Annotated in this window: 13 protein-coding genes; 10 read left to right on the forward strand and 3 right to left on the reverse strand. The window is 59.2% G+C overall.

Going from position 1 to position 23,037, the window contains the following annotated elements; translation table 11 throughout:
* Nucleotides 1-96 precede the first annotated feature (96 nt).
* From K0H48_RS27405 to K0H48_RS27420, 4 genes are all read left to right on the forward strand, one after another.
* Nucleotides 97-1,131 carry a histone deacetylase family protein gene (locus K0H48_RS27405; protein ID WP_219337459.1) on the forward strand — a complete coding sequence of 345 codons (1,035 nt, stop codon included), beginning with the start codon at nucleotides 97-99 and terminating at the stop codon, nucleotides 1,129-1,131.
* Nucleotides 1,128-2,219 carry a polyamine ABC transporter substrate-binding protein gene (locus tag K0H48_RS27410; protein ID WP_219337460.1) on the forward strand — a complete coding sequence of 364 codons (1,092 nt, stop codon included), beginning with the start codon at nucleotides 1,128-1,130 and terminating at the stop codon, nucleotides 2,217-2,219. Before K0H48_RS27405 ends, K0H48_RS27410 begins: the two co-directional genes overlap by 4 nt.
* A 154-nt stretch (nucleotides 2,220-2,373) precedes the next feature.
* The gene (locus K0H48_RS27415; protein WP_219337461.1) at nucleotides 2,374-6,981 is read left to right on the forward strand and encodes a DUF6543 domain-containing protein; all 4,608 of its coding nucleotides are present in this window, start codon (nucleotides 2,374-2,376) and stop codon (nucleotides 6,979-6,981) included.
* Between the two features lie 179 nt (nucleotides 6,982-7,160).
* Entirely contained in the window at nucleotides 7,161-11,780 is a 4,620-nt protein-coding gene (locus K0H48_RS27420; RefSeq protein ID WP_219337462.1) for a DUF6543 domain-containing protein, read from the forward strand.
* A gap of 13 nt (nucleotides 11,781-11,793) precedes the next feature.
* Here the strand turns inward: K0H48_RS27420 and K0H48_RS27425 are convergent, their stop codons facing one another.
* The gene (locus K0H48_RS27425; protein WP_219337463.1) at nucleotides 11,794-13,332 is read right to left on the reverse strand and encodes a PLP-dependent aminotransferase family protein; all 1,539 of its coding nucleotides are present in this window, start codon (nucleotides 13,330-13,332) and stop codon (nucleotides 11,794-11,796) included.
* A gap of 87 nt (nucleotides 13,333-13,419) precedes the next feature.
* Here K0H48_RS27425 and K0H48_RS27430 point away from each other — a divergent pair, with 87 nt between their 5' ends.
* Genes K0H48_RS27430 through K0H48_RS27440 form a run of 3 tightly spaced genes read left to right on the forward strand, consistent with a single transcriptional unit; the run spans nucleotide 13,420 to nucleotide 15,183 of the window.
* A complete protein-coding gene (locus tag K0H48_RS27430; protein ID WP_219337464.1) occupies nucleotides 13,420-14,058 on the forward strand; it encodes an FMN-binding negative transcriptional regulator in 639 nt (212 codons plus the stop codon).
* A complete protein-coding gene (locus K0H48_RS27435; RefSeq protein WP_219337465.1) occupies nucleotides 14,055-14,501 on the forward strand; it encodes a GNAT family N-acetyltransferase in 447 nt (148 codons plus the stop codon). Before K0H48_RS27430 ends, K0H48_RS27435 begins: the two co-directional genes overlap by 4 nt.
* A 10-nt stretch (nucleotides 14,502-14,511) precedes the next feature.
* A complete protein-coding gene (locus K0H48_RS27440) occupies nucleotides 14,512-15,183 on the forward strand; it encodes a GNAT family N-acetyltransferase (RefSeq protein ID WP_219337466.1) in 672 nt (223 codons plus the stop codon).
* Nucleotides 15,184-15,318: 135 nt separating this feature from the next.
* Here the strand turns inward: K0H48_RS27440 and K0H48_RS27445 are convergent, their stop codons facing one another.
* Nucleotides 15,319-15,594, reverse strand: a complete 276-nt coding sequence (locus K0H48_RS27445) for a helix-turn-helix domain-containing protein (protein WP_219337467.1) — start codon at nucleotides 15,592-15,594, stop codon at nucleotides 15,319-15,321.
* On the reverse strand, nucleotides 15,591-16,931 hold the full coding sequence (locus K0H48_RS27450; protein ID WP_219337468.1) for a type II toxin-antitoxin system HipA family toxin: 1,341 nt from the start codon (nucleotides 16,929-16,931) through the stop codon (nucleotides 15,591-15,593). The genes K0H48_RS27445 and K0H48_RS27450 overlap by 4 nt, the downstream gene beginning before the upstream one ends.
* A 223-nt stretch (nucleotides 16,932-17,154) precedes the next feature.
* On the opposite strand from K0H48_RS27450, the gene K0H48_RS27455 reads away from it, so the two are divergent.
* The 3 genes from K0H48_RS27455 (at nucleotide 17,155) to K0H48_RS27465 (ending at nucleotide 23,025) form a co-directional block, all read left to right on the forward strand.
* The gene (locus K0H48_RS27455; RefSeq protein WP_219337469.1) at nucleotides 17,155-20,124 is read left to right on the forward strand and encodes an autotransporter domain-containing protein; all 2,970 of its coding nucleotides are present in this window, start codon (nucleotides 17,155-17,157) and stop codon (nucleotides 20,122-20,124) included.
* A 109-nt stretch (nucleotides 20,125-20,233) separates the two neighbouring features.
* Complete coding sequence (locus tag K0H48_RS27460; protein ID WP_219337470.1) at nucleotides 20,234-21,505, forward strand: autotransporter domain-containing protein; 1,272 nt, start codon at nucleotides 20,234-20,236, stop codon at nucleotides 21,503-21,505.
* A gap of 194 nt (nucleotides 21,506-21,699) precedes the next feature.
* Nucleotides 21,700-23,025 (forward strand): hypothetical protein, encoded by a 1,326-nt coding sequence (locus K0H48_RS27465; RefSeq protein WP_219337471.1) that lies wholly within the window; start codon nucleotides 21,700-21,702, stop codon nucleotides 23,023-23,025.
* Nucleotides 23,026-23,037 lie beyond the last annotated feature (12 nt).

The raw sequence follows: 23,037 nt of genomic DNA on the forward strand, positions 1-23,037 counted from the left end.
GGCCATATTAATCCCCTTTTGGCCGCTCCTGCCGTTCTCTTAAAGCACGCCCGCCGCAAGACTGGACCCACCGATACAGCCTGCGGAGAACAACAAATGTTGACGATCTACTCGGACGATCACCACCTGCACCATGGCCGCTGTGAATTGATGGACGGGCAACTGATGCCCTGCTTTGAAATGCCCTCGCGCGCCGACCACGTGTTGCAACGGGTCAAAGACCGCGAACTGGGCCAGGTACACGCGCCGCAGGATTTCGGCCTGGCACCGCTGCAGCGTATCCACAGCCACGACTACCTCGACTTCTTCCAAGGCGCCTGGCAGCGCTGGACCGAGTACGGCCAGGAGGGCGACTTGCTGCCCTACACCTGGCCCGCGCGCACGCTGCGGCGGGTGATCCCCACAAGCCTGCATGGCCAACTGGGCTATTACAGTTTCGACGGCGGCGCGCCAATTACCGCCGGCACCTGGCAAGCGGCCTACAGCGCGGCGCAAGTGGCCCTCACGGCGCAGCAGGCCATCCAGAACGGCGCCCACAGTGCCTTCGCCCTGTGCCGCCCACCCGGGCACCACGCCGCTGGTGACTTGATGGGCGGTTATTGCTACCTCAACAACGCGGCGATCGCAGCTCAAGCGTTCCTCGACCAGGGCCACAAGCGCGTCGCGATCCTGGATGTGGATTACCACCACGGCAACGGCACCCAGTCGATTTTCTACGCACGCAACGACGTGTTGTTCACCTCGATTCATGGCCACCCGGAAGCGGAGTTTCCGTTTTTCCTCGGCTATGCCGACGAGCTGGGCGAAGGTGACGGCGAAGGCTTCAACTTCAACTACCCACTGCCGGCCGGTTCCGGTTGGGCGGCCTGGAGTGCCGCACTGGAAGAAGCCTGCACCGAGATCGAACGCTATGGCGCCGACATCATCGTCGTGTCCCTGGGCGTGGACACGTTCAAGGACGACCCTATCTCACAGTTCAAACTCGACAGCCCGGACTACCTGGCCATGGGCGCGCGCATTGCCCGCCTGGGCAAGCCCACGCTGTTTGTGATGGAAGGCGGCTACGCCGTGGAAGAAATCGGCATCAACGCCGTCAACGTCCTCGAAGGTTTTGAAGGAGCTGCCCAATGAACAGGCTCAAGTCGCTCGCCCTCTGTGCCGCCGTCATCGGTGGTGCAGCCCACGCCGAAGAGAAAACCCTCAAGGTCTACAACTGGTTCGACTACATCACGCCCAAGGCGCTGGAAGACTTCAAGGCGCAGAACCCCACTATCAAATTGGTCTACGACATCTTCGACACCAACGAAGCGCTGGAAGCCAAGCTGCTCACCGGCAATTCCGGCTATGACGTGGTGGTGCCGTCCAACGTGTTCCTGGCCAAGCAGATTGAGGCCGGGGTGTTCCAGCCGCTGGACCGCAGCAAGCTGCCGAACTGGAACCACCTCGACCCCAAGCTGATGAAGCTGATCGAAGCCAACGACCCCGGCAATAAATTCGCCGTGCCCTACATGTACGGCACCATCCTCATTGGCTTCAACCCGGCCAAGGTCAAGGCCGCCCTGGGTGACAATGCGCCGGTCGACAGTTGGGATTTGATCTTCAAGGAAGAGAACATCAGCAAGCTCAAGCAGTGCGGGGTGGCGTTGCTGGATTCGCCATCAGAAATCCTGCCCCTGGCTTTGCAGCACCTGGGCCTGGACCCCAACAGCAGCAACCCCAAGGACTACGAAAAGGCCGAAGCGCTGCTGATGAAGATCCGCCCGTACATCACCTACTTTCACTCGTCCAAATACATGGCCGACATCGCCAACGGTGATATCTGCGTGGCCGTGGGCTATTCGGGCAGTTTCTCCCAGGCCGCCAACCGCGCCAAAGAGGCCAAAAACGGCGTGACCGTGGACATGCGCCTGCCCAAAGAAGGCGCGCCGATCTGGTTCGACATGCTCGCCATCCCCAAGGGCGCTAAAAACCCGGACGACGCCTACACCTTCATCAACTACCTGCTGCAACCCAATGTGATTGCGCCGGTCAGCGACTTTGTCGGCTACCCCAACCCCAACAAAGACGCCACCGAACTGGTCGACCCGGCCATTCGCCACAACCCCAACCTGTACCCGACCGAGGCGGCGATGGCCACGCTCTACACCCTCAAACCCCTGGACAGCAAAGCCGAACGGGCCAGGACCAGGGCCTGGACCAAGATCAAATCCGGCACCTGAAGTGCCTTGATAAGACGGCCACCTTCGCCGAATGCAGATTTGAAGGTGTGCCTAATTAAGCACCGCCTCTCTGCCTGGCCGCGCCCTAGCATGGAAATCCCTAGCCTTTACCTCGGGCTAGTTCCATCTAACGGCCAGACAGGGATGCCTCACCATGAACTCCCCCGCTTCAAATGCTACGCCCTTGAACACCCATCGCCCGGATAAACGGATAGCGCTGCTCACACAACTCTATATCGTCCCTTCATTCAGAGAGACAGCGACCCTCCTGTTGCGTGAGGCGTTGCAGGAACATTACCCGACACTGGATATCGACCCGGACACCGTCATGCTCGCGACGTCGACTTGGCAACTCGAGGACGACCAGGTCAGAGCCGGCCCCACTGAGTACCAGGCCCTCAGTGACGTCCTCGCCAAACAAGCGGTGCTGGCGGTGCCACTCTTGTGCATCGAAGGCGAGCACTTTCTCACCCGTCAACCGATCGTGGAGCCCGCGGTACACCTGCCCGTGCGTGTCACTGAAATCGCCAAGACCATTAACTTGCTGGCGCCCTCGATGCTGCGGGCCTACCAGCAACAAATGATCACCCACTGGAACCAAACTAACGGCAGCGGTCCGCATTGGCATGAGTTATCGCACCTGTTGCGTGCGGTGTGGAATGTCGAGACCGCCGATGACTGGAGTGCGACTGAGTGCGCCATGGCCCGCGCTCTGTTCACTCACCCCGACAAAGCCGATAGAAAGGACAACGACCTCTATAAGCTCAGGGCCTGCCTGGTCGATATCGACCGAGTCGATGATGATGGGCAGGTCAAGCACCTCAATGATGTGATCATCGCGGTATTGATCGGCGAACATGAAGGGAAAACCACGGTCCTCACCCATTCGCTGCTCAAGGGTTATGAAAAGTTTCCCTCGCTGGAGCACCTGGGCAACTCCTTGCCCGCACACCTGTTGGACGCTGCCACGGACCAACAAATCCAATGGCGCCTGTTTGAGCCGGACGGCGATTTCTTTGATCACCAGGCCTGTGCATTGGTGTCACTGCAAGTCGATAGCATCGCTGAAATCGACTTCTCCGACCTGCGCAAAGCCAACAACGTCGATGTCGCCCTGGGCACGCCACCTGCTGCTGCCCCGCCGCCTGCGCAAAGCAGCCCGGACCTGGCGTGGTACCGCAACCAGATGCCCGATTGGCTGACAAACGCCTCACCCAGCGACTCGAATTTTTATGCTCGGCACCTCAAAGACCTTGCCGCGCTGCATAACCAGAATACCGGTCGCTCTTTCCTGGACGACATTCCGACTATCGAGGCCTACGCGTTGAAGGTCATCAAGGCAAAGGTGATCAAGGACCACCCAGATAGCACCCACCTGCCCTTGGAGAAGATTTTCCTACAAGTAAAGAACCCGGTCGTCTGGGGTACTTTCGTAGTTCCGGGCCAGGTTGAGACCACTACCTTCAGCCTGGTTGAACTGGCCCTGCAAAACCTGATTGCGGTGCCGGTTGGCACCAAAATCGTCAAGACCACCAATGGTTTCAACCTGCCTGAGTGGATGACCACAACTTATTTTGAATCGCTGGTCACCGCTGTCGATATAGGCCGCACCTACCCCGCGCTGATCAAGGAAAAGCTGCTGGACGACACTCAGGAATCGGCACGCCGTAATACGCTATACAGCCAACACCTGCGTATCCAACTGCCAATGCAGGCCCTGCAGGCCAAGATTCGCCAGGAAGACAACATTGACGAGCGTGGCTACCGTTATGTGACCGCGGTGATGCAAGAGGAGGCCACTGACCGCAAAGTCGACGGGCAGACCATTGTGCTCAGGCCCTTGGCCTTTGTACCCCTAAGACGCACAGACGCCTCTACGGACACGGTCGCCAACATGTACGTGATCGGCCCCGAAGACCCGGTGGCCGGCCCATGCCTGTTGTACCGGCCGCTGTTCACACCGGCCCTGATGCAGTTCCCATCGCCGGCCAACCTCATCTATACGATCGCGCAATCGAGCAGCTTGTGCGAGTCGGTCCTGGCCTGGCTGCCGGACGCGGTCCGCAGCGACTACAGCAACTATGTATTTCCAGGCTCGCTGCCTTCGCCTTGGGCGGTCGCCGATTACCTGGTGGAGCCTGACAAGCTATGGACCATGAGCGGGCCAATGAGCCTGGCCCCCCAGGAACTCAACGGTGATCGATTCACCACACTGTACAAGGCTAATGCCCAGGCGCTGGTAGAGCTGGCCGACCGCCAATCGGTATCCAATGCCGAAAGCCGTTGGGCAACTTTCAAACACGCCGGCTGGGTGATCTTCAATGGTGTACTGCCGTTTCTCGGACGCACCATCGGCACAGGGGCCTGGATTTGGCAGGTGGTCGATCAACTGCAAACCTTTGTGCAAGCGCATGAACACGGTGAGAAACAAGCCGAGTGGTCGGCATTCACCGATGTCCTGTTGAACCTGGGCATGGCGATCACGTTGCACGCCGCCAGCCGCAGCCACCGTACCGGCTACCCACGCAAGACCGCGCCAAAACTGGCCGAGGCAATCCGCGCCAAACAGGTCACGATCAAACAAGAGGCGACCCTGACCAAGGAGTTGCCGGCCACACATTTACCGCATTTGCACACCAGCGGCGCAATCAAGCGCATGCCCGGCGAACTCGCCACCGTGCTCGACAGCTTCAAGGTCAGCAAACCGCAAGGCCTCGGCAAGGCTGAAACTTCAGGAAACCAGTACCAGCACCTCTTTCATCAGGCACAAAAATACTACGCCCCCGTAGGGGAACGCTGGTTTGAGGTGAGTGCCGGTGAAGATGAAGCAGTGGTCATCATCGACCCGAAGCAACCCGGACGAACAGGGCCGGCGTTGATTCATAACGCTCAGGGCCAATGGTTTATCGACACTCGACTGCGTCTGCGCGGTGCCGGCTCCAAGCACCTGCAGGAGCAGTCAAAATCCAAGGCTGAGATCAACGCGCTAGAAGCCAAAAGACGCTTGAGGCTATTTGAGCTAAACAAACCCACTGCGCAATTTGAGTTGCAACAGGCCCGGCTGGCGATGTCGGACAGCGCCTCCCCCTCCTCCCCCGAGGTCAGCCGCCAAACCTACCTGCAAAAACTCGAGAGCCAGAGCGGCGACTACGAAGAGGCACTGCAACAGCTCAAAATATTGAACGTGTTCTCCCCGAGCGCTGACTATCAGCAACACGCGATCCGTTACGTGAACGCCCAATTGGAGCTGACCCGAACCGGTATCACCGAAGCGCAAGTGGCCTTCACACCTCAACTCAAAACCGTGCTGGATCAGATCGAGCACCAAATCAACCATCCCGAGGAACGTCATATCGACGATGCCCGCATCATGACCGAATTGAGCCAGGACATGATCCAGCGCCTGAATTACACCCAAACGCGGCTCACTCAACTCAAAGCGCTGGGTGAGTTGGGATTCGAGCAAATTCGCAAATTCAGAACAAAATTGCCGGGCTACACCGCCCGCGACCTCAGGGCCTTGCAAGTGTCGATGGCGCGCAATTTATGCCTGGACGACAACAGCATCGCCACAGACTCCTCAGCCTGGAGTGCCATTGACACCATCGTCGACAACGCCAGCCTGTCGATTCAGGCCTTGCATGAAACCTCGGTGGAGCGTAGCCAGGCGCGCTTGGATGAACGCATCGAAACCCTCGGCAGCCTGGTCGAACAGCTCAAGATCATCGACGAACGCCTGCAGGATTTTCCAGACGAGTTTCCTGACGCAGCGCTGCCTACACGTATCACGACCCTGCGCGAAAAAATCCGCGATTTCTACCGCGAAACCCTGGGTAACCTGGAACTGCTGCACGCGGATCGGGACACGCTCAGAAGCCGCCCGACACCGCCGTCAACACCGCCAAGAGCAAAGAAAAAAATCATTCACACCCGCTACAACGGTGTATTGGTGGGGGTACCACGACTGACAGAGACTGGCGATGAAACCGGCATGGTGGATGTCATCTCTCCTCTCAACCAGCAGATCATGGCGACCTTCCATGAAAAAACTCCAGGTGTGTGGGTGCAGCACGTCAATCCCATCGAGACCACCACTACCACCACGACCCTGGACGTCGCCACCAGTATCAGCCAGGCGAAGGAACTGCTGGACGGGCTGGGAGCCTTCAAGCAACGCACTGGCCAACAGGCCATCAAACCTGAGCGCAGCGCCACTGGCATCGAATGGCTGTACCACCAGCACGCGTTGAAACTGGAACAGGCCTCTGCAAACATTGAGCAGGCCCTCACCCAAAGCAACGCCACCGATAGCAACCAGGGCTCGGCGGTTCTGGTCGGCAAACAGCTGAGCGACGCGGCACAGGCACTCTATCAAGAGGCTGCGCGCCAAAAACTGCAAATGATCAAACAACGCCCACCCACAATCAGTGGCGTGGAATGGCTTAAGCAAAACAACGAGATCGTGATCAAGAAAACCGTCAAACGCCGCCGACTCAAAGGGCCTGCCAAGGTCTACCTGGATGAGTACACCCTGAGTAACCGCAGTGATAAAACGGTGCTGTGGTATGCACACTTCCATTATTCGGCCGAATGGGTACCCGCCAGGACTTTTCTCCGGGGCCGCTTGAAAACCCCGCAAGAGCACGCCCGAGGAGTAGATGCCGACAGTCTTGATGGCCTCGACGAAAAGCAAAAAACCGCGTTCTACCTCAGCGAAATCAACCGGGACCAGGCCCAACGGTTGTTTTTCAAGGTGAAATAACCTCAGTGCCCGTGAAGGACTCATGTTCACACCTTGTGCATGGGGCCTTTGCGGGCAAGCTTCTCTGATCTGATTCAGCGGCGCCGCCGCTATTTAACTACCGTCCTCCCGGCAACGGCCATCGCTACCTTGCACATCCTCAACGCCCGTCCAGGCTAGCCATTGCAGAGGAGCAACCCATGCCCAATGATCTACTTAACAACAATCATCGCCCCCCCAGCACCTATGAACTGCTCACCCAGTTAACCACCGGGCCTACCCTCCATGAGGTCGCCGCCACCACGTTGCGCTCGGCACTCAGAGAACTCTACCCCACCCTCAATATCGACCCCGACCTGGCGATGGTGGTCAGCCCTCGCTGGCATATCGTGGGCAACGCCGTCGAACCGGCGCCAGCCGTTATCCAACCCCTGACCTCAGTGCTGGCTCATCAAGCGCTGTCCAGCGAGCGGGTCACTTACATCGATGGCGAGCATTTTCTCACGCTGCAGCCGAACGCCACGGCGCCAGTGCACCTTGCGGTGAAGATCGATGCCATCGCACGCTTGATCAACGAGTTATCCGATTTGCTGTTCACCGCTTTTCAGGAACAGCAACTTAACTTCTGGAACGCCTCCAACGGTAGCAGCGGACCACGCTGGCAGGCGTTTTCCAATTCGCTGAGGAAAGTGTGGAATGTCACCGAAGAGCAAGGCCTGGATGAACACCAAGCGGCCATGGCCCGTGGAGTGTTCCAGGAACCCGACCGGGACAGGCGCTCGCTGAATGATCGCTACAAGTGTCACGCTTACCTGGTTGACGTCGACCTGCTTCGGGACGGCGAGTCCATTCACCTCAGCTTCATGGACATGACTGTACTGGTTGGCGAGCATGACAAACGCCAAATGATCCTGACGCACTCGCTGGTCAGTGGCTATAACACCTTCGAGTCACTTGAAGCATTCGGCGCCTCACTGCCGGCCCGGCTCAGTGCGCCACAGCGCGATACCACGTTGCAATGGCGCCTGTATGAGCCCGCTGGAAATTTTTTCGATACCCTGGCCTGCACCCTGATAGAGCTGCAAATCCGCGCCATCGGCAGTTACAGCCAAGACGTTGTCGATGAGCCGGCAGAGGTCCAGCCAAGCCCCACCACCGTCGCCCGCATTGTGCCCAGCATCGAAGAGTTGAGCGATCACCAACTCTCGAGTATCCGAGAGGTTCATCAGCAACTGCCCGACTGGCTGGCTTCGGCGTCGGACTCGGACACCGCCGCCTATAGCCGCTACATGATCGACCTGGCCCAACTGCATGCCCGTTACCACGGCGAAACATTCCAGGACGGCATTGCGCCCATTCGGGACTATGCCCGCGCACAGCTGAAAAGCCGCATCCAGTCGCATAAAGACGGTGCACGCCTGAACCTGGACAAAATTGAGGTAGTGATCGAAAGCCCGGTGGTATGGGGCACGTTCATCGTGCCGGGCAGCGTGGACATCACCCGTCGCGGCCTGATCGATCTGGCGCTGGACAACCTCACCGGCCTGCCCACAGGCAACGCCACGGTGCGCTACAACGGCAATGACAATGGTGCCCCCAGCTGGCTGACCTTCAGCTACTTAAAAGACCTGATCGAAGGCATTGATATCGGCGAACACTACCCCGCGCTGATAAAACAGAAACTGCTTGATGACACTGCGCAATCCAGTCACCGGCAACAGCTCTACATCAGCCATCTACGCCTGCAACTGCCGTTGCTGGCCCTGCAAATGAAAATCCGCAAACAAGGCGCAATTGATGAGCGCGGCTACCGCTACGTTGCCGCCGTGATGCACGCCGATGAACACGACCGTCATGTAGACGGGCAGCTCATTGTTATCCGCGCCCTGGCCTTCGTACCCACCTTGCGGCCCGGCAATGAGCGCGACGTGGTTGCCAATATGTTCGTGATCGGTCCAAGGGACGCCGACGCCGGTCCGTCCCTGCTTTATCGCCCATTGCTGGAACCGGTACTGATGCAATACCCGTCACGGCAAAACCTGCTGTACGCCATCAAACATGAGCGCCCCTTGCGCGAATCGGTGCTGGCCTGGCTGCCGCAAGCGCAGAGCTTCAATTACGCCCAATACGTGTTTCCCGACAGCTTGCCCTCGCCGTGGACGGTGGTGCGGGCCCTGGTCGAGCCCCTCACTTTGCTTTACATGAGCGGCCCCGTGACCCTGGCCGATGAAGAAGTGGGCAATGACGCCCTGGCAACGCTGTTCAAGGCCAATGCCGGCGCCATGGTCGAATTGGCGGACCGTCAGTCGGTGTCCAATGTACAGAAACGCTGGGCGACCTTTCGACACACCGGCTGGCAAATATTCAACGCGGCCCTGCCGTTCATGGGCCGCACCGTCGGCATTGCCGCCTGGATCTGGCAAATCATGGACGATCTGCAAGCCACCGAGGAAGCTGTGAACAAGGGCGATCAACAAGCCTCGTGGACAGCGTTAGTGGATGTATTCCTTAACTTGGGCATGGCTCTGACCCTGCACATTGCCCTACGCCACCCTCGCCTGCTGGAACAGTACGATACACCGAAGATCAAAACTGAATCCGAATCAACAACGCTCGAAACCGCCGGTAAACCACCCGTTATCGAGAAAAAATACAACTCTATTCAACAAGCAAATATTCCCGACAGCCAACTGCCCGCCAAGCATCAAGGCGCCGTACACATCCTGGGGGCCCTGAGCCATAGCCGCTTGGGCCTGGCCAAGACACTCGACAGTTTCAATATCACCAAACCCGATAAGCTTGGCGAGCAAAACAAAACGCCCGGGCGCCACCTGAATCTGTACCCCCTTGCAGACAAGTGGTATGCACCGGTTGGTGAGCGTTGGTTCGAGGTAAGGGTGGATGACAACGACAGTGTCATCATCATTGACCCGAAGGTACCGTTGCGTACTGGCCCGCCGCTGATCGGCAATCTGGCGGGCCAGTGGTTCGTTGACACCCGTTTGCGTCTGCGCGGCGGCGGCCTTCGAAACCGTCAGCGTGCGGTCAAGGTCAATCAGCCTGAGCGCATTGCGGCACTCATGAGCCAGATCAACGCCTTTGATGCGGTCGCCGCCAGACAACAGCTGGACTTGCTTGAGTCAGAGCCGGCACTGGACGCCGCCCCTGGCCCTTCCACTGACCTGCGGCGTACAGCGTTCATAGGTAAAGTCGAAAACCGGCTGAAGGCGTACGACGAGGCGATCAGCCAGTTGAAGTCCTTGAGCGTCATCGAGGCCGTGCCCACCTATGAAAGCGGCATGAGTGAATACCTGAAGCAGCAAATACAAATGACTCAATTAGCCATGGAACAACAATTGGTGGGCTATAAGCAGGCCTTGAAATCGTCGTCCACAATCCTCGATGCCGAGGTAGACATAGGCTATAAAAACCAGGCGCAAAGCGCGCAAAACCTGTCCACCTTGAACCTGGCAATCATCAAACGCATGGAGTTCATCAATAACCGCTTCAGCGACCTCAAAGCGCTGGGAAAGGAAGGCGCGGCGGTCATTCTCAAAACCATGAGCGAGTTGCCAACGCTCACCCTCACTGAGCTCAAATCTCTTGAGATCGGCTTGGCTCGCTACTTGTGTATCGATGAAGAGCAAAGCCAGATCCCCTCTACGCTGCGAGAGCAGATGGACCAGTGCGTCGAGACAGCCGAACTTAACGTCGAGAGTTTCACTGAAATCATCGAAAGGGGTAACGACACGTCGCTGGATGAGCGCATTGACGTGCTCAACAGCCTGGTTGAGCAATTTTCCAGTGCAGATGAACGTCTGCTGGACCTGCACGCCGAACACCCGCAGTTTCTGCTGAAAACCCGCCTTCAGAGTTTTCGCCAGCAGATTGGCGAATTCAGCCAGCGCGCCATTCATGACCTGGCGCAACTGCTACGCGAGAAAAAAGCCCTGGAACCCAAACCCGGCAGCTCAAAAGCGCCGCGCGCGCCACAACGCAAAGTCATCAAGACACGCTACGACGGGGTTTTAATAGCTCAACCCCGTGAGTCCGACAGTACGCTGTTCGATGTCAAAGCGTCGGTGACGGGCAAAGTACTCGCTACGTTTCATGAAAAAACCCCAGGCGTCTGGGTCAAGCGGCAAAAGGTCACCCCTCCACCGCCAGTGCCTGCCACGGTGGACCTGGATACCAGCATTAACACCGGGCAAACGCTGTTGGATAGCGCGCCAGCTGAAACCCGCAAGTATCAGGGCTTCTCGAGTAAACCCTGGCACACGCCCCAGGATATCCAAGATATGTTCGAGGCCTATGCGAAAAAACTGGAGGATGCGTCAAACGATATCGAGCAAGCGCTGACCCGGCGCAATCTCACCGAAAGTGATCATGTCTCAGCCGCATCGACCAAACGCAACCTCAACGACGAAGCACAGCGGCTTTATCGCCTGGGTAGAAAAACCTACATCGCCATGATCAAACAGCAACCGCCCACTGCGGCGCGGGTGGAGTGGTTGCATAGCCAAGGGCTGATAAGTATCCACAAAACCTTAACTCGCAGCGTCGTCAAAGGGCCGCCAAAGGGCTATCTGGACGAGTACGAAGTACGCGATAAAGAGACCAATACCGTGCTGTGGTACGCGCACTTTCACTACTCAAAGAAAAACGCTGCCCTGGAGGTATTCGATAAGGCTCATCTCAAAACCCGCGAACAACGACGGCTCGGTGGTTCCCGCCAGCGCACGGGGCGTAACGACTGGGAGGAGATCGAAATTCATCGCAGCTCGATTAGCGATCAACTGGCCAAGTCGCTGTTTTTTTAGCCATTAATCGGCTTCAACCGCGCCATGCCTGGCGCAACCGCGCCAGCGCTTGCGCGATAGCCGACTCGGGCACGGCGGCAAAGCCCATCACCAGGCCGGCACGCTGGTCCGGCGGTGGGCCGCTGTCTGCCAGCCAATAGCCGCTCAAACCATTGATCTCGACATCCGCCGCGTGGGCCTGGGCGAGCAACGCCTGCTCACGGGCCAGGCTGTCCACCCGCACCGTCAGGTGCAACCCCGCCGCAACGCTGGGCAGGGCACCCACGCCGGGCAGCCCGTCGGGCCAGCCGGCCAGCAAGACGTTGCGCCGGCTCAAGGCCGCGCGGCGCATGCGACGGATGTGCCGCTGGAAATGCCCGGCCGCCATGAATTCGGCCATCACCGCCTGGGTACTGACTTCGGAATGGCGCATGTCCACCGCACGACGTCGGGTGAAGGCTTGCACCAGCCCCGGCGGTAAAACCAGATAACCCAGGCGCAATGCCGGGAACGCCACTTTGCCGAAGGTGCCGACATACAACACGCGTCCACTGCGATCCAGCGCCGCCAAGGGCGACAGGGGCGCCCCGCTGTAACGGTATTCACCGTCGTAATCGTCCTCGATGATCCAGCCGCCGCTACGCTCGGCCCAGGCCAGCAATTCCAGGCGCCGCGCCAGGCTCATTACCACACCCAGCGGGTACTGGTGGGACGGCGTGACATAGGCCACACGACAGTCATCAAGGGTATTGAGCACCTGGCTATCCATGCCCTCACTGTCTACCGGCACGCCATGTAATCGCGCGCCAGCCAAGGCGAACGCGTGGCCGGCAGCGCGATAACCAGGGTTTTCCACCGCCACGCCGTCCCCAGGCTCTACCAGCAACTGTGCACAAAGGCTAATCGCTTGCTGTGCGCCACTGGTGATCACAATTTGTTCAGCCGTGCATTGCATGCCACGCGAACTGCGCAAATACGCAGCGATCAAACCACGCAAACGATCGTCACCGGCCGGGTCGCCATAGCACAGCAGTTCCAGGTTTGGCTTGCGCCAGAACGCCCCATTCAGCTTGGCCCATATATCAAACGGGAACAGGTCGAAGGCCGGCACACCCACACGAAAGGCCCGAGGCGGTCCCGCTGGAGGGTGAGCCAGGTGGTTGTTTTTTACCCGCGCCAGGCCCGCACTGTGGATAACTTCATTGTCCAGATCGTCCGGCAAATCCGCCCATTTTGTGGATAAGGCTGGGGATAACCCTGTTGAAAACCCTGTGGATACTTTTGTGGATAGTTTTTTTGCCGTGGGCAGTTGGGCCACATAGGTGCCGTCACCCACCCGGCTTTCAATAAACCCCTCCGCATATAGCTGATCGTAGGCACGCACCACGCTGTTGCGCGAGATCGACAGCGCCGCCGCCAGATCACGTGTGGCGGGTAATCGCGTACCGCTGACCAGTCGCCCGTCCAGCACCCGCTGGCGCAGGGCCTCATACAGTTGACGCGTCAGCCCCTGACGGCGATCCAGCTCGATACCTGCGGGGTTGAACGACAGCGGTGGTGTGATGGGCGACATATTGGACCTATGAAATTGGTGCCAGATGGCTCTTACAACGAACCATTAGCCTGCCTAGGATGCAGGCATTCGCCAAGGAAAATTTCCATGTACACACCGCGCGCCTTTGCCCTCGATGATTTGCCTGAACTGCAGCAACTGATCCAGCACACCCGCCTGGCGCAGTTGGTGACCTTTGGCGAACAAGGCCTGCTGGCCAGCCACTTGCCGCTGCTGCTCAACCCCGATGAAGGCCCCAATGGCACGCTGTACGGGCATTTGGCCAAGGCCAACCCGCAGTGGCGTGACCTGCAAAATGGCAGCGAAGCATTGGTGATCTTTGCCGGTGCCGACGCTTATGTCAGCCCGGCGTTTTATCCGGCGAAGGCCGAGCACGGCAAAGTGGTGCCGACCTGGAATTACCTCGCCGTGCATGCCTACGGCAAGGCTGAGGTATTTACCGATGCCGAGCGTCTGCTCGCAGTGGTCACGGCACTTACCGATCGCCATGAAGGCAACCGCGCCCAGCCATGGAAAGTCAGCGACGCGCCGGCCGACTACATAGACGGCATGCTCAAGGCCATCGTCGGCTTCGCCCTGCCCGTCGAGCGCCTGATCGGCAAACGCAAACTCAGCCAGAACCGCAGCGCTGCCGATATCGCCGGCGTGCGCGAAGGCCTGGCTGCCAGCATTGATGTGCGCGACCAGACCCTCGCGCGCTTTATTCCCCAAGGAGTTTCAGAATGAGTCAGATCGACATCCGCCAGGTGACTGCCGTCGACCACGCCGCGTGGCTACCGCTGTGGCAGGCGTATTTGAAGTTCTACGAAACCGAACTGCCGGACGCCGTCAGCCAAAACACCTGGCAACGCCTGATCGATGCCAACGAGCCGACCCATTCGGCGCTTGCCTGGCAGGACGGCAAGGCGGTGGGCATGGTCAACTTTATCTACCATCGCTCCAACTGGAGCATCGAGAATTCCTGCTACCTTCAGGACCTGCTGGTGGATCCGTCCCAACGCGGCACCGGCGTGGGCCGCAAATTGATCGAATTCGTCTACGCCACCGCCAAGGCCGATAACTGTGCCAAGGTGCACTGGTTGACCCACGAGACCAACGCCACCGCGATCCAGCTGTACGAGCGCATCGCCGAACGCCCAGGTTTTATTCAATTTCGCAAAGGTCTTTAAGGAGCGCAGCATGCCTATCTCACCCGCCGACTGGAAAGGCGTCCCGGCGCCCACCGTTCAACTGCTGGAAGGGCGGTTTATCCGCCTGGAAAAACTCGACCCGGCGCGGCATGCCGACGGCCTGTTCCGCGCCCTTGAAGGCCCCGGTGCCGACCCGAAACTCTGGGACTATTTACCTTACGGCCCCTTCCCCGAGCGCGCTGCCTTTGATGCTTGGCTGAATAATCACGCAGCCAATAGCGACCCGTACTTCTTCAGCGTGATCGACCGCGCCACCGGCGACGTGCAGGGCATCCTCAGCCTGATGTCCATCGTCCCGGCCCAGGGCCGTATCGAAATCGGCCACGTCACCTTCGGCGCGCCGATGCAACGCTCGCCCAAAAGCACCGAGGCGGTGTACTTGTTGGCCAAATACGCGTTCGAGCAGGGCTACCGTCGGCTGGAGTGGAAGTGCAACAACGGCAACGCCCGCTCAAAATACGCCGCCGAACGACTGGGCTTCAGCTTTGAAGGCGTGTTCCGCCAGCACATGGTGGTCAAAGGGCAGAACCGTGATACGGCGTGGTATTCGATCCTGGATTCGGAATGGCCAACCGTGGGCGCAGGCTTTGAAGCGTGGTTGTCAGAAGCCAACCAGCACGGTGATGGCCAAGTGAAAACTCTGGCCGAGTGCCGCGCCTGAATCTCAGGTACAACACAAAATAAATCTGGGAGCGGGCTTGCTCGCGAAAGCGCTAGATCAGTCACCAAATGCTGTGACTGTCACACCGCATTCGCGGGCAAGCCCGCTTCCACATGGATCTTCAGCGTTTTCCAGTTATGCGCTCCTGCGAACTTTCACAACACCCATCTTCAGCCCAAACGGCCTGAACACCGCATTCAACGACTTCAGCGTCTGATTCCCTTCACCATGCTCGATATGCACCAAGGTACGTACGGAAATTTTGCACATCTTGGCGAACTGACTTTGATGCAGACCGGTAACTTCGGTGCGCAGGCGGCGAACAGCATCGCCTATCTCCAGCGAGCCGTCGGCCAAACCTTGTTCGACGCTCTCGATCAGCAGGGCACGGGCGTCCAAAGTGATAGTCATCTCAGTCCCCATTGCTTCAGGCGCAAGTCCAGTTTCCCCAATGGAATGCTGGGATGATTCAAGGTCACAGCGGGCAAACCACTGGTCACTAGAAGATCCGGCAACGCACGCAGGTGCTCTGCGTCTTGTCGTAACCGTTCAAAGCTTTGCTCGGGGTCGACAATATCGGCTATCGCCTCGCATACCCCTCTCCAATTGATATCACCCGCGACCTCCAGTGCTTTGGGCCACTTGGTGGTTCGAGTCACAGCTTCAGCGTCCATGACCATCGGGGCCAGGTCATAAATAGGGGCCAGCCGCAAAGCATCACGCTCTCGGATGATCGATGTATTGCGCCCGTGGTTATCTGAGTTGCCCAACACCTTATTCAGCAAATCCCGGCGCAAGTACTCAGCGACCAGATCAACAACTTGCGCCTCTTGCCCCACCGCTCGCCATTGCTCCACCAACAGCCTCACGACCTCTGAATGATCCATGTAACTGCCAGGGTTCGTCACACCCGCTAACGAGTAGATCGACTCGACTGCCAACCTTTCAACACCGCTTTCAGTGAGCCTGCGATCAAAACGGTGCATCCACAGACTCGGCTTTGTGGCCTCCTCCAAAGCCAACCCTTCGGTGGCAACTGTGTCGATTCCAAGCGTCTGAAGTGCTCTGTAGTAGTGGTACTCACTTCTCAGAATGTCTTGATCATTCTGCGTAGCCTGGTTGCGGGCGAACTTGATGAACCAGTGCTGAGCAACGTTATCGTCATTCAGGACGGCGTCTGGATACAACAAGCCGTCGGTACTCTGTGTCATCAACAGCTTAGGCGCCTCGCCACCCGCGCCAGTAGCCCCTCCTATTGCGGCACCTTGCTCGTAGGCATACTCCAGAAAGCGGTTATCGCGACTGATTACATCCTGTCGCGCGAAGCCAATCGGTGCTTCACCCTCAAGGGCTTGCACGGATTCCCTGATGCGCATATTCCCAATGGGTGCCGGGGTACTGCGCGCCAATAAAAACAAATCAGCATCGACGTCCTGCGGTTTCTCACGCCCAATACGCTTCATCAAAAACCGCTTGGCCGCACCAGCGGGCGCAATATCGTGCAAGAAGGCAGGCGCCGACTTAAGCAAGACAACATCCCACTCTAGAGGGAGCCGCGCACTGACAGCGTTGGAGAAAGGTCGCTGGATGTCCTCCAGGTTATCGACGAGATAATCCTGACGGTAATGGAACCTGCAAGCCCCATTGAAGCCCTTCTGAGGCTCAGCAAACTCCAGCCGCATAGCATCACGCCATTGCCCATCGGCGAAAATCTGCAACATCAAAGAGTAGGGGGCTTCCATCTGCATTTTAGTGCACCTGTTAAGCAGTTACGCGAGTGACTCTTGCAATATAGTGCATTTGAGCTAAGCCGAGCGGTTCTTTTTATGCACTATAATGCATATATCGGGGTTAGATCGCTCAAAAAACGCAATTTAATGCAGACGAATAAGCCGTCATCGCTCTGACACATTCCTGCAATCCCCCTCCGCTATACAGGTCGCCTCGTTTTCCATAACAAGGTCGTCCGCCATGCCCCCGTCGCCCCATCGCCTCGCGCTTGCCATTGCCTTATTGGCCAGCGGCCTCGCAGAAGCTGCGCCTGCCCCTACCAAAAACCTGCAAATCGACACCCCCACTACCACCGGGCAAACCCTGGGCGGCAGTGATTCGTTGAAGGTTTCGGCGCCAGGCAGCATCACCACCTCCGGGGTGGCGGTCGGTCTCAAGGATGGCACCAGCGGCGCAGGCGTGGTGGTGGATAACGCGGGCAAGATCCTGTCCACAGGCGGCCGGGCCATCGACGTCACGGGGGACGCCAACACCACGCGCAACTACAGCCTTTATAACCGCACGGGCGGTGTGATCCAGGGCAGCAACGACGCCTTGCGCATCAACAGCAACTTCGCCAATGGCAGCGTGTTGATTGATAACAGTGGCACCCTGCGTTCCGCCACCGGCCGGGGTTTGAACCTGGATGCACTGCGCAGCGCCAACGTCACCACCACTATCATCAACCGCGCCGGGGGCTTGATTCGTGGCGATGCCAACGACGGCATGAAGACCGGCGCCAATGCCAGCATCACCAACTACGGCGAGATCTCCAGCGGCGATACCCATAACCGCGATGAGAAGTTCGACGGCGTGGACATCGACTCCGCCACCGGCGTGACCGTGACCAACTACGGGCTGATTTCCGGTGGCCGTCACGGCATCACCACTGACCTGGGCGCCACGCTGACCAACTACGGCACGGTGATCGGCCGCAACGGTTCGGGTTTTGGCTCCGATGGCGACGGCACGGTGATCAACTACGGCACCATCACCGGCGCGTTCTCCGGGCTGCAACCGGATGGCGACGGCGATGGCGTGGATATCGACAAAATCGCCCATATCGAAAACTACGGGATCATCCAGGGCATCGGCGCGGGCGGCGTCGACAAGAACGGCTTTGCCAACGGCAGTGAAGGCATCGCCTTGGGCGGCGGTTATGTGTACAACGCCAAGGGCGCGCTGGTCAGCGGCGCCAACAATGCGGTGCTGGTGGACGATGGCAGCGACGGCCCGGGCGTGGCCGCGACCACCCTGGAGAACCACGGCGTTATTCAAGGCCTGGATGGTTTTGGGGTGAAGTTCGTCGGCAACTTCGCCGACACCGTGATCAACGGCGGTACGATCAGCGCCAGCAACGGCCTGGCCCTTGACCTGGGCGGCGGCGACGACAAGCTGGTGCTGCTCGGTGGCAGCCGCTTTGTCGGCCTGGTGGACGGCGGTACTGGTTACGACCGTGTGAGCATGGATGACCCGGCGGGCGGCAGTTTCGGCAACAGCCGTAACTTCGAGTGGCTGGACGTCAAACAAGGCATTTGGACGCTCACCAGCAATGGCGACTTCAGCGATGGCGGTGAGATTTTCAGCGGCGCCGCGCTGATCAACCAAGGCAGTATTGCCGGTAATGTGACGGTCGATGCCGGCGGTATTTATGCCGGTGGCGGTTCGGTGGGCGGTCTGGTGGTCAACGGCACCTTGCAGACCAACACGGCCCTGGGCACCGCGACCATCACCCGCGACTTGAAGATGGGCAGCGGTTCAACCCTGGCCTACGGCGTGAACGCCGATGGCAGCAGTGCGCCGATCAAAGTCGGGGGTACGGCTTATCTCAATGGCGCGACCCTGGCGGTCAACCCCGGCGAAGGCGCGTACCCGTGGCAGAGCCACTACACCGTATTGCAAGCAGGCAGCATCAACGGCACCTTTGGCAACGTCACCAGCGACTACGCCTTCTTGACCCCGACCCTGGAGTACAGCCCCACCCAGGTTGGCCTGACGTATAGCCGCAATGACATCGCTTTCAACCAGTTCGCCACGACCCGCAACGGCGCCAACGCGGCCACCAGCCTGGCGGGCCTAGGCAAGAACAGCCCGCTGTATACCGCCTTGCTTAACACCACCAATGCCACGGCAGGTGGGGCGATTGAGCAACTGGCAGGCAGCAGCACCGCCAACCTCACCAACGCCACCCTGGGCGCCAGCGCCCAAGTGGGCAACAGCATGCTGGCCGCCATGCAGCAAATGGGCGGTGGTGCCGGACTGCTGGTTGGGCTGGATCAAAAAGACACACCTGCGCTCGCCGCTACCGGCGTGCCCAGCGATGCACGCAACCTCAACGATCCGAACGCACGCGGTCGCTTATGGCTGCAAGGCATCGCCAGCTACGGCAAGCTCGACGGCGAGCACGGCAGCAACGGGCTGACCCAGCGCACCAAGGGCACGCTGTTGGGCGCCGACTGGGCGCTCGACAGCGACTGGCGCGTGGGCGTGCTGGGCGGCTATTCGAAGACCGACCTGGACACCACCGGCGTCGACGGCAGCGTCGACAGCTGGCACGCAGGCGTCTATGCCCTGCGCCAAAGCGGCCCATTGGCCCTGCGCCTGGGCGCTGCGTACAGCGGGCACCAAGGCGACAGCAAACGCACGGTGGCCTTCAACGGCTTCAGCGACCGCCCCAAGGGCGACTATGACGCCAACAGCCAGCAGGCCTTTGCCGAACTCGGCTACGCCCTGGGCAATGGGCGCCTGAGTGCCGAGCCGTTCGCCAACCTTGGCTACCAGCGCTACCAGCGTGACAGCTACAGCGAAAAAGGCGGGGCTGCCGCGCTGCATGTGGACGGCCAGACCCAGGACAATTTCAACAGCACCTTCGGCCTGCGCCTGGCGCACCTGAACCAACTGGACAATGGCATCAGCCTCACGCCGCGCGTCAGCGCGGGCTGGAAGCACACCTACGGCAATGTCGACAGCAACACGCGCCAGGCTTTCGTGGCCGGCGGCACGGCGTTCAATGTTGAGGGCAGCGCGCTGGACCGCGACAGCCTGTTGCTGGAAGCAGGCCTGGACGTGGGCTTGTCGGCCCGCCACAGCCTGGGCCTTGGGTATACCGGCGAGCTGGGCAACAACAGCCACAACCACGCGCTGACGGGCCAATGGCAAATGCGATTTTAATCGCAACGCAGTAGAGAAAACTCCCGCGAATCACGGGTCGATAGCCTGACAGTTATCGCCCCGCCATCTCGCTAAATTCCCGGCCTCAATCACCAGAGGCTATGACTTCATGCCCTTCTCCGTCCTAAACCTTGCACGCGCTATCAGCCTGGCTGTTGGCGTAGCCAGTACCCCGTTTGCCCTGGCAGGCACACCTTTTCAGTACGAACTGGACTTTTCCAACGGCACCCTGGCTTACCAGCCACCGGCCCCAATCGTGCCCCTCGACAGCTACTTCAACCAGGCGACGACTCACAACGGCCAGCAACTGGCTGCGGTGCTTAAACCTGCTTTGCAACGTGCACTGCAAGCCGGCGACCTGACCTCGGAAGAAATCAAAGGCCTGCAAAAAGCCGGTGAAGCACTGTCCCAACAACCGGGCGGCCTGGGTGCGGCGTTCGAACAGTTGGCAGGCAGCCAGAATGCCAACTTGGCTGGCGCGACCCAAAACGCCACCGCACACATCAGCCACTCATTGCTCTCTTCCCTGCGCACGCTGCCCAACGACGGCAACGGTCACTTTTGGATGCAAGGCCTGGGCAACGGCGGCAAGCTCGATAAACAAGGCGGCAGCGACGGTCTCAAGCACAGCACTAAAGGCCTGATGCTGGGCGCCGACTGGGCCGTGGACCATGCATGGCGAGTTGGTGTAATGGGCGCCAAGTCCACCAGCGAGCTCCAAGCTCAACGTTTCAAAGGCGAACTCGACAGCTTGCACCTGGGCGGTTATGCCGTGCGCCAGGACGGCCCGTTGGCCCTGCGCCTGGGGGCGTTCTACAGCAATCACGCGGGCAAGAACAAACGTGACGTCAACCTGCTCGGTTTCAAGGAGCAACTCCAGGGCAAATACGACGCCCAAAGCCAAACGGTGTTTTCCGAGCTGGGTTACCAACTGGGCAATGCTGACGTACACGTAGAGCCCTTCGCAGGCCTGGGCTATCAGCGCTACCACCGTGACAGCTTCAAAGAAAAGGGCGGTTTCACCGCGCTTAACGTCGGCTCACAAACCCAACAAAACCTGAGCAGCACCTTTGGCCTGCGGCTGGCCACGGTGTACCGGCTCGACAATCGGATGAGCCTCACACCCCACCTGAGTACCGGCTGGAAGCACCTCTATGGCGAAGTCGACAGCCAAGTGCGTCAATCCTCGCGCGCCACACCGGGGATCATCGACAGCTTTACCATCACCGGCACTTCGCTGGACCGCAATAGCCTCGACATGCAAGCCGGCCTGGACCTCGCCTTGTCCACCGAACACAGCTTGGGCCTGACCTACAGCGCCCAAGCCGGTACCAACAGCCGAAACCATGGCCTGATGGGCGAGTGGAAGATGAGTTTCTAAACGCAAGTGCTGCATGGATAGCGAGCGGTCTTACGCTCGTCGGCTCAATCAGCCGACATAAAACGGCAAGCGCCTACGTTAGTTTTCGACCTCAAGCACACACGAGGTCGAAATCTATGTCACGCGTATCCTTGCATCCTCCTGCCTATACTCCCTCCCTTCCAGCGGCTGCACCCCATGCAGCCGGCGCCTCTGTGCATGCTGAAGCAGGTAACGCCGTTGAGATCACCACAGGCGGCGTGTTCAGAAACGATGGGCACATTTCCACCGGCCCTTCCATGCGGTTCAAAGAGTCTTACAGCGGCATCAGCCTGAACCGCGCAGGGGGCACGGTCGTCAATCACGGCAGTGTGGGCGGCGGCAGCAATGGCATAAAAGCAACCGACGACGTGGCGCTTCTCAATTCAGGCCTGCTACGCGGCCAAAAAGGTGCTGGCTTAAAGTCCAAAGGCAATGCACAGGTCATCAACTACGGCATCATCACAGGAGCTGATACCCAGCGCTCCAAGCAGAATGACGGCGATGGCGATGGCCTGGATATCGACAAGCTCGCCCGGATTCGCAACTACGGCATCATTGAGGGCACAGGCGCCAATGGTGCAGATAAAAACGGGGCGCCCAATACCAGCGAAGGCATCGCCATGGGCGGCGGCGAAATCCACAACTACGGGGTCATTCGCGGCGCCCATCACGGCGTACTGGTAGACAATGGTGACTTGGGGCCAGCCCATGGGAAAACCCGGCTGGTCAACGAGGGCACCATCAGCGGCCATAACGGCTACGGGGTAAAACTGATCGGCGCGTTTAATGACAGCATCACCAATAACGGCGTGATCAGCGGGACCAACGGCCTCGCCCTGGACATGGGCGGTGGCGACGACGTGTTGACCGTGCAAAATGGCGCCCAATTCAACGGCATCGTAGACGGTGGCAGCGGCTCCAACCGCGTCATTCTGGAGGATGCCAAGGGCGGCACCTTCAACGGCGCCCGCCGGATGCAGCACCTGAAGGTGAGCACTGGCACCTGGACACTTAACGGCACGCTGGATGCCAACCAGCAAGGTCGGGTCCATAGCGGTGCAACGCTGATCAACCAAAGCCGCATCAGCGGCGCCATGACGGTTGAGTCGGGTGCCACCTACATGGGCGGCACGGTGGACAGGCTCAATGTCGCAGGTACGCTGCGGCTGGACACGCCCCCTCAGAACCGCACCCGAATCAAGCACGACCTGCACATGAAGCGCGGCTCAAGCCTCGCGTTCTGCGTCGGCAAGGACGAGGCCCACAGTACGTTGAAAGTTGGCAATCGCGTCAACCTCGAAGGTGCCACGCTCAACCTCAATGTCGATAACGAAAGCGACGAGTTGCTTACCCGCCAACTGCGCATCATCGACGCCGGACAGATCGAAGGCCGATTCGACAGCATCACCAGCAACTTAAAAACCTTTATCCCGCAGCTGATCTACACGCCAACGGGCGCCTTTATCAGCTTCACCCGCAAAGCGCCTGCCAGCGCCTGAATTTCAGGCAAA

Origin of the sequence: Pseudomonas sp. Xaverov 259, assembly GCF_019352915.1 — a bacterium.
Classification (GTDB): Bacteria; Pseudomonadota; Gammaproteobacteria; order Pseudomonadales; family Pseudomonadaceae; genus Aquipseudomonas.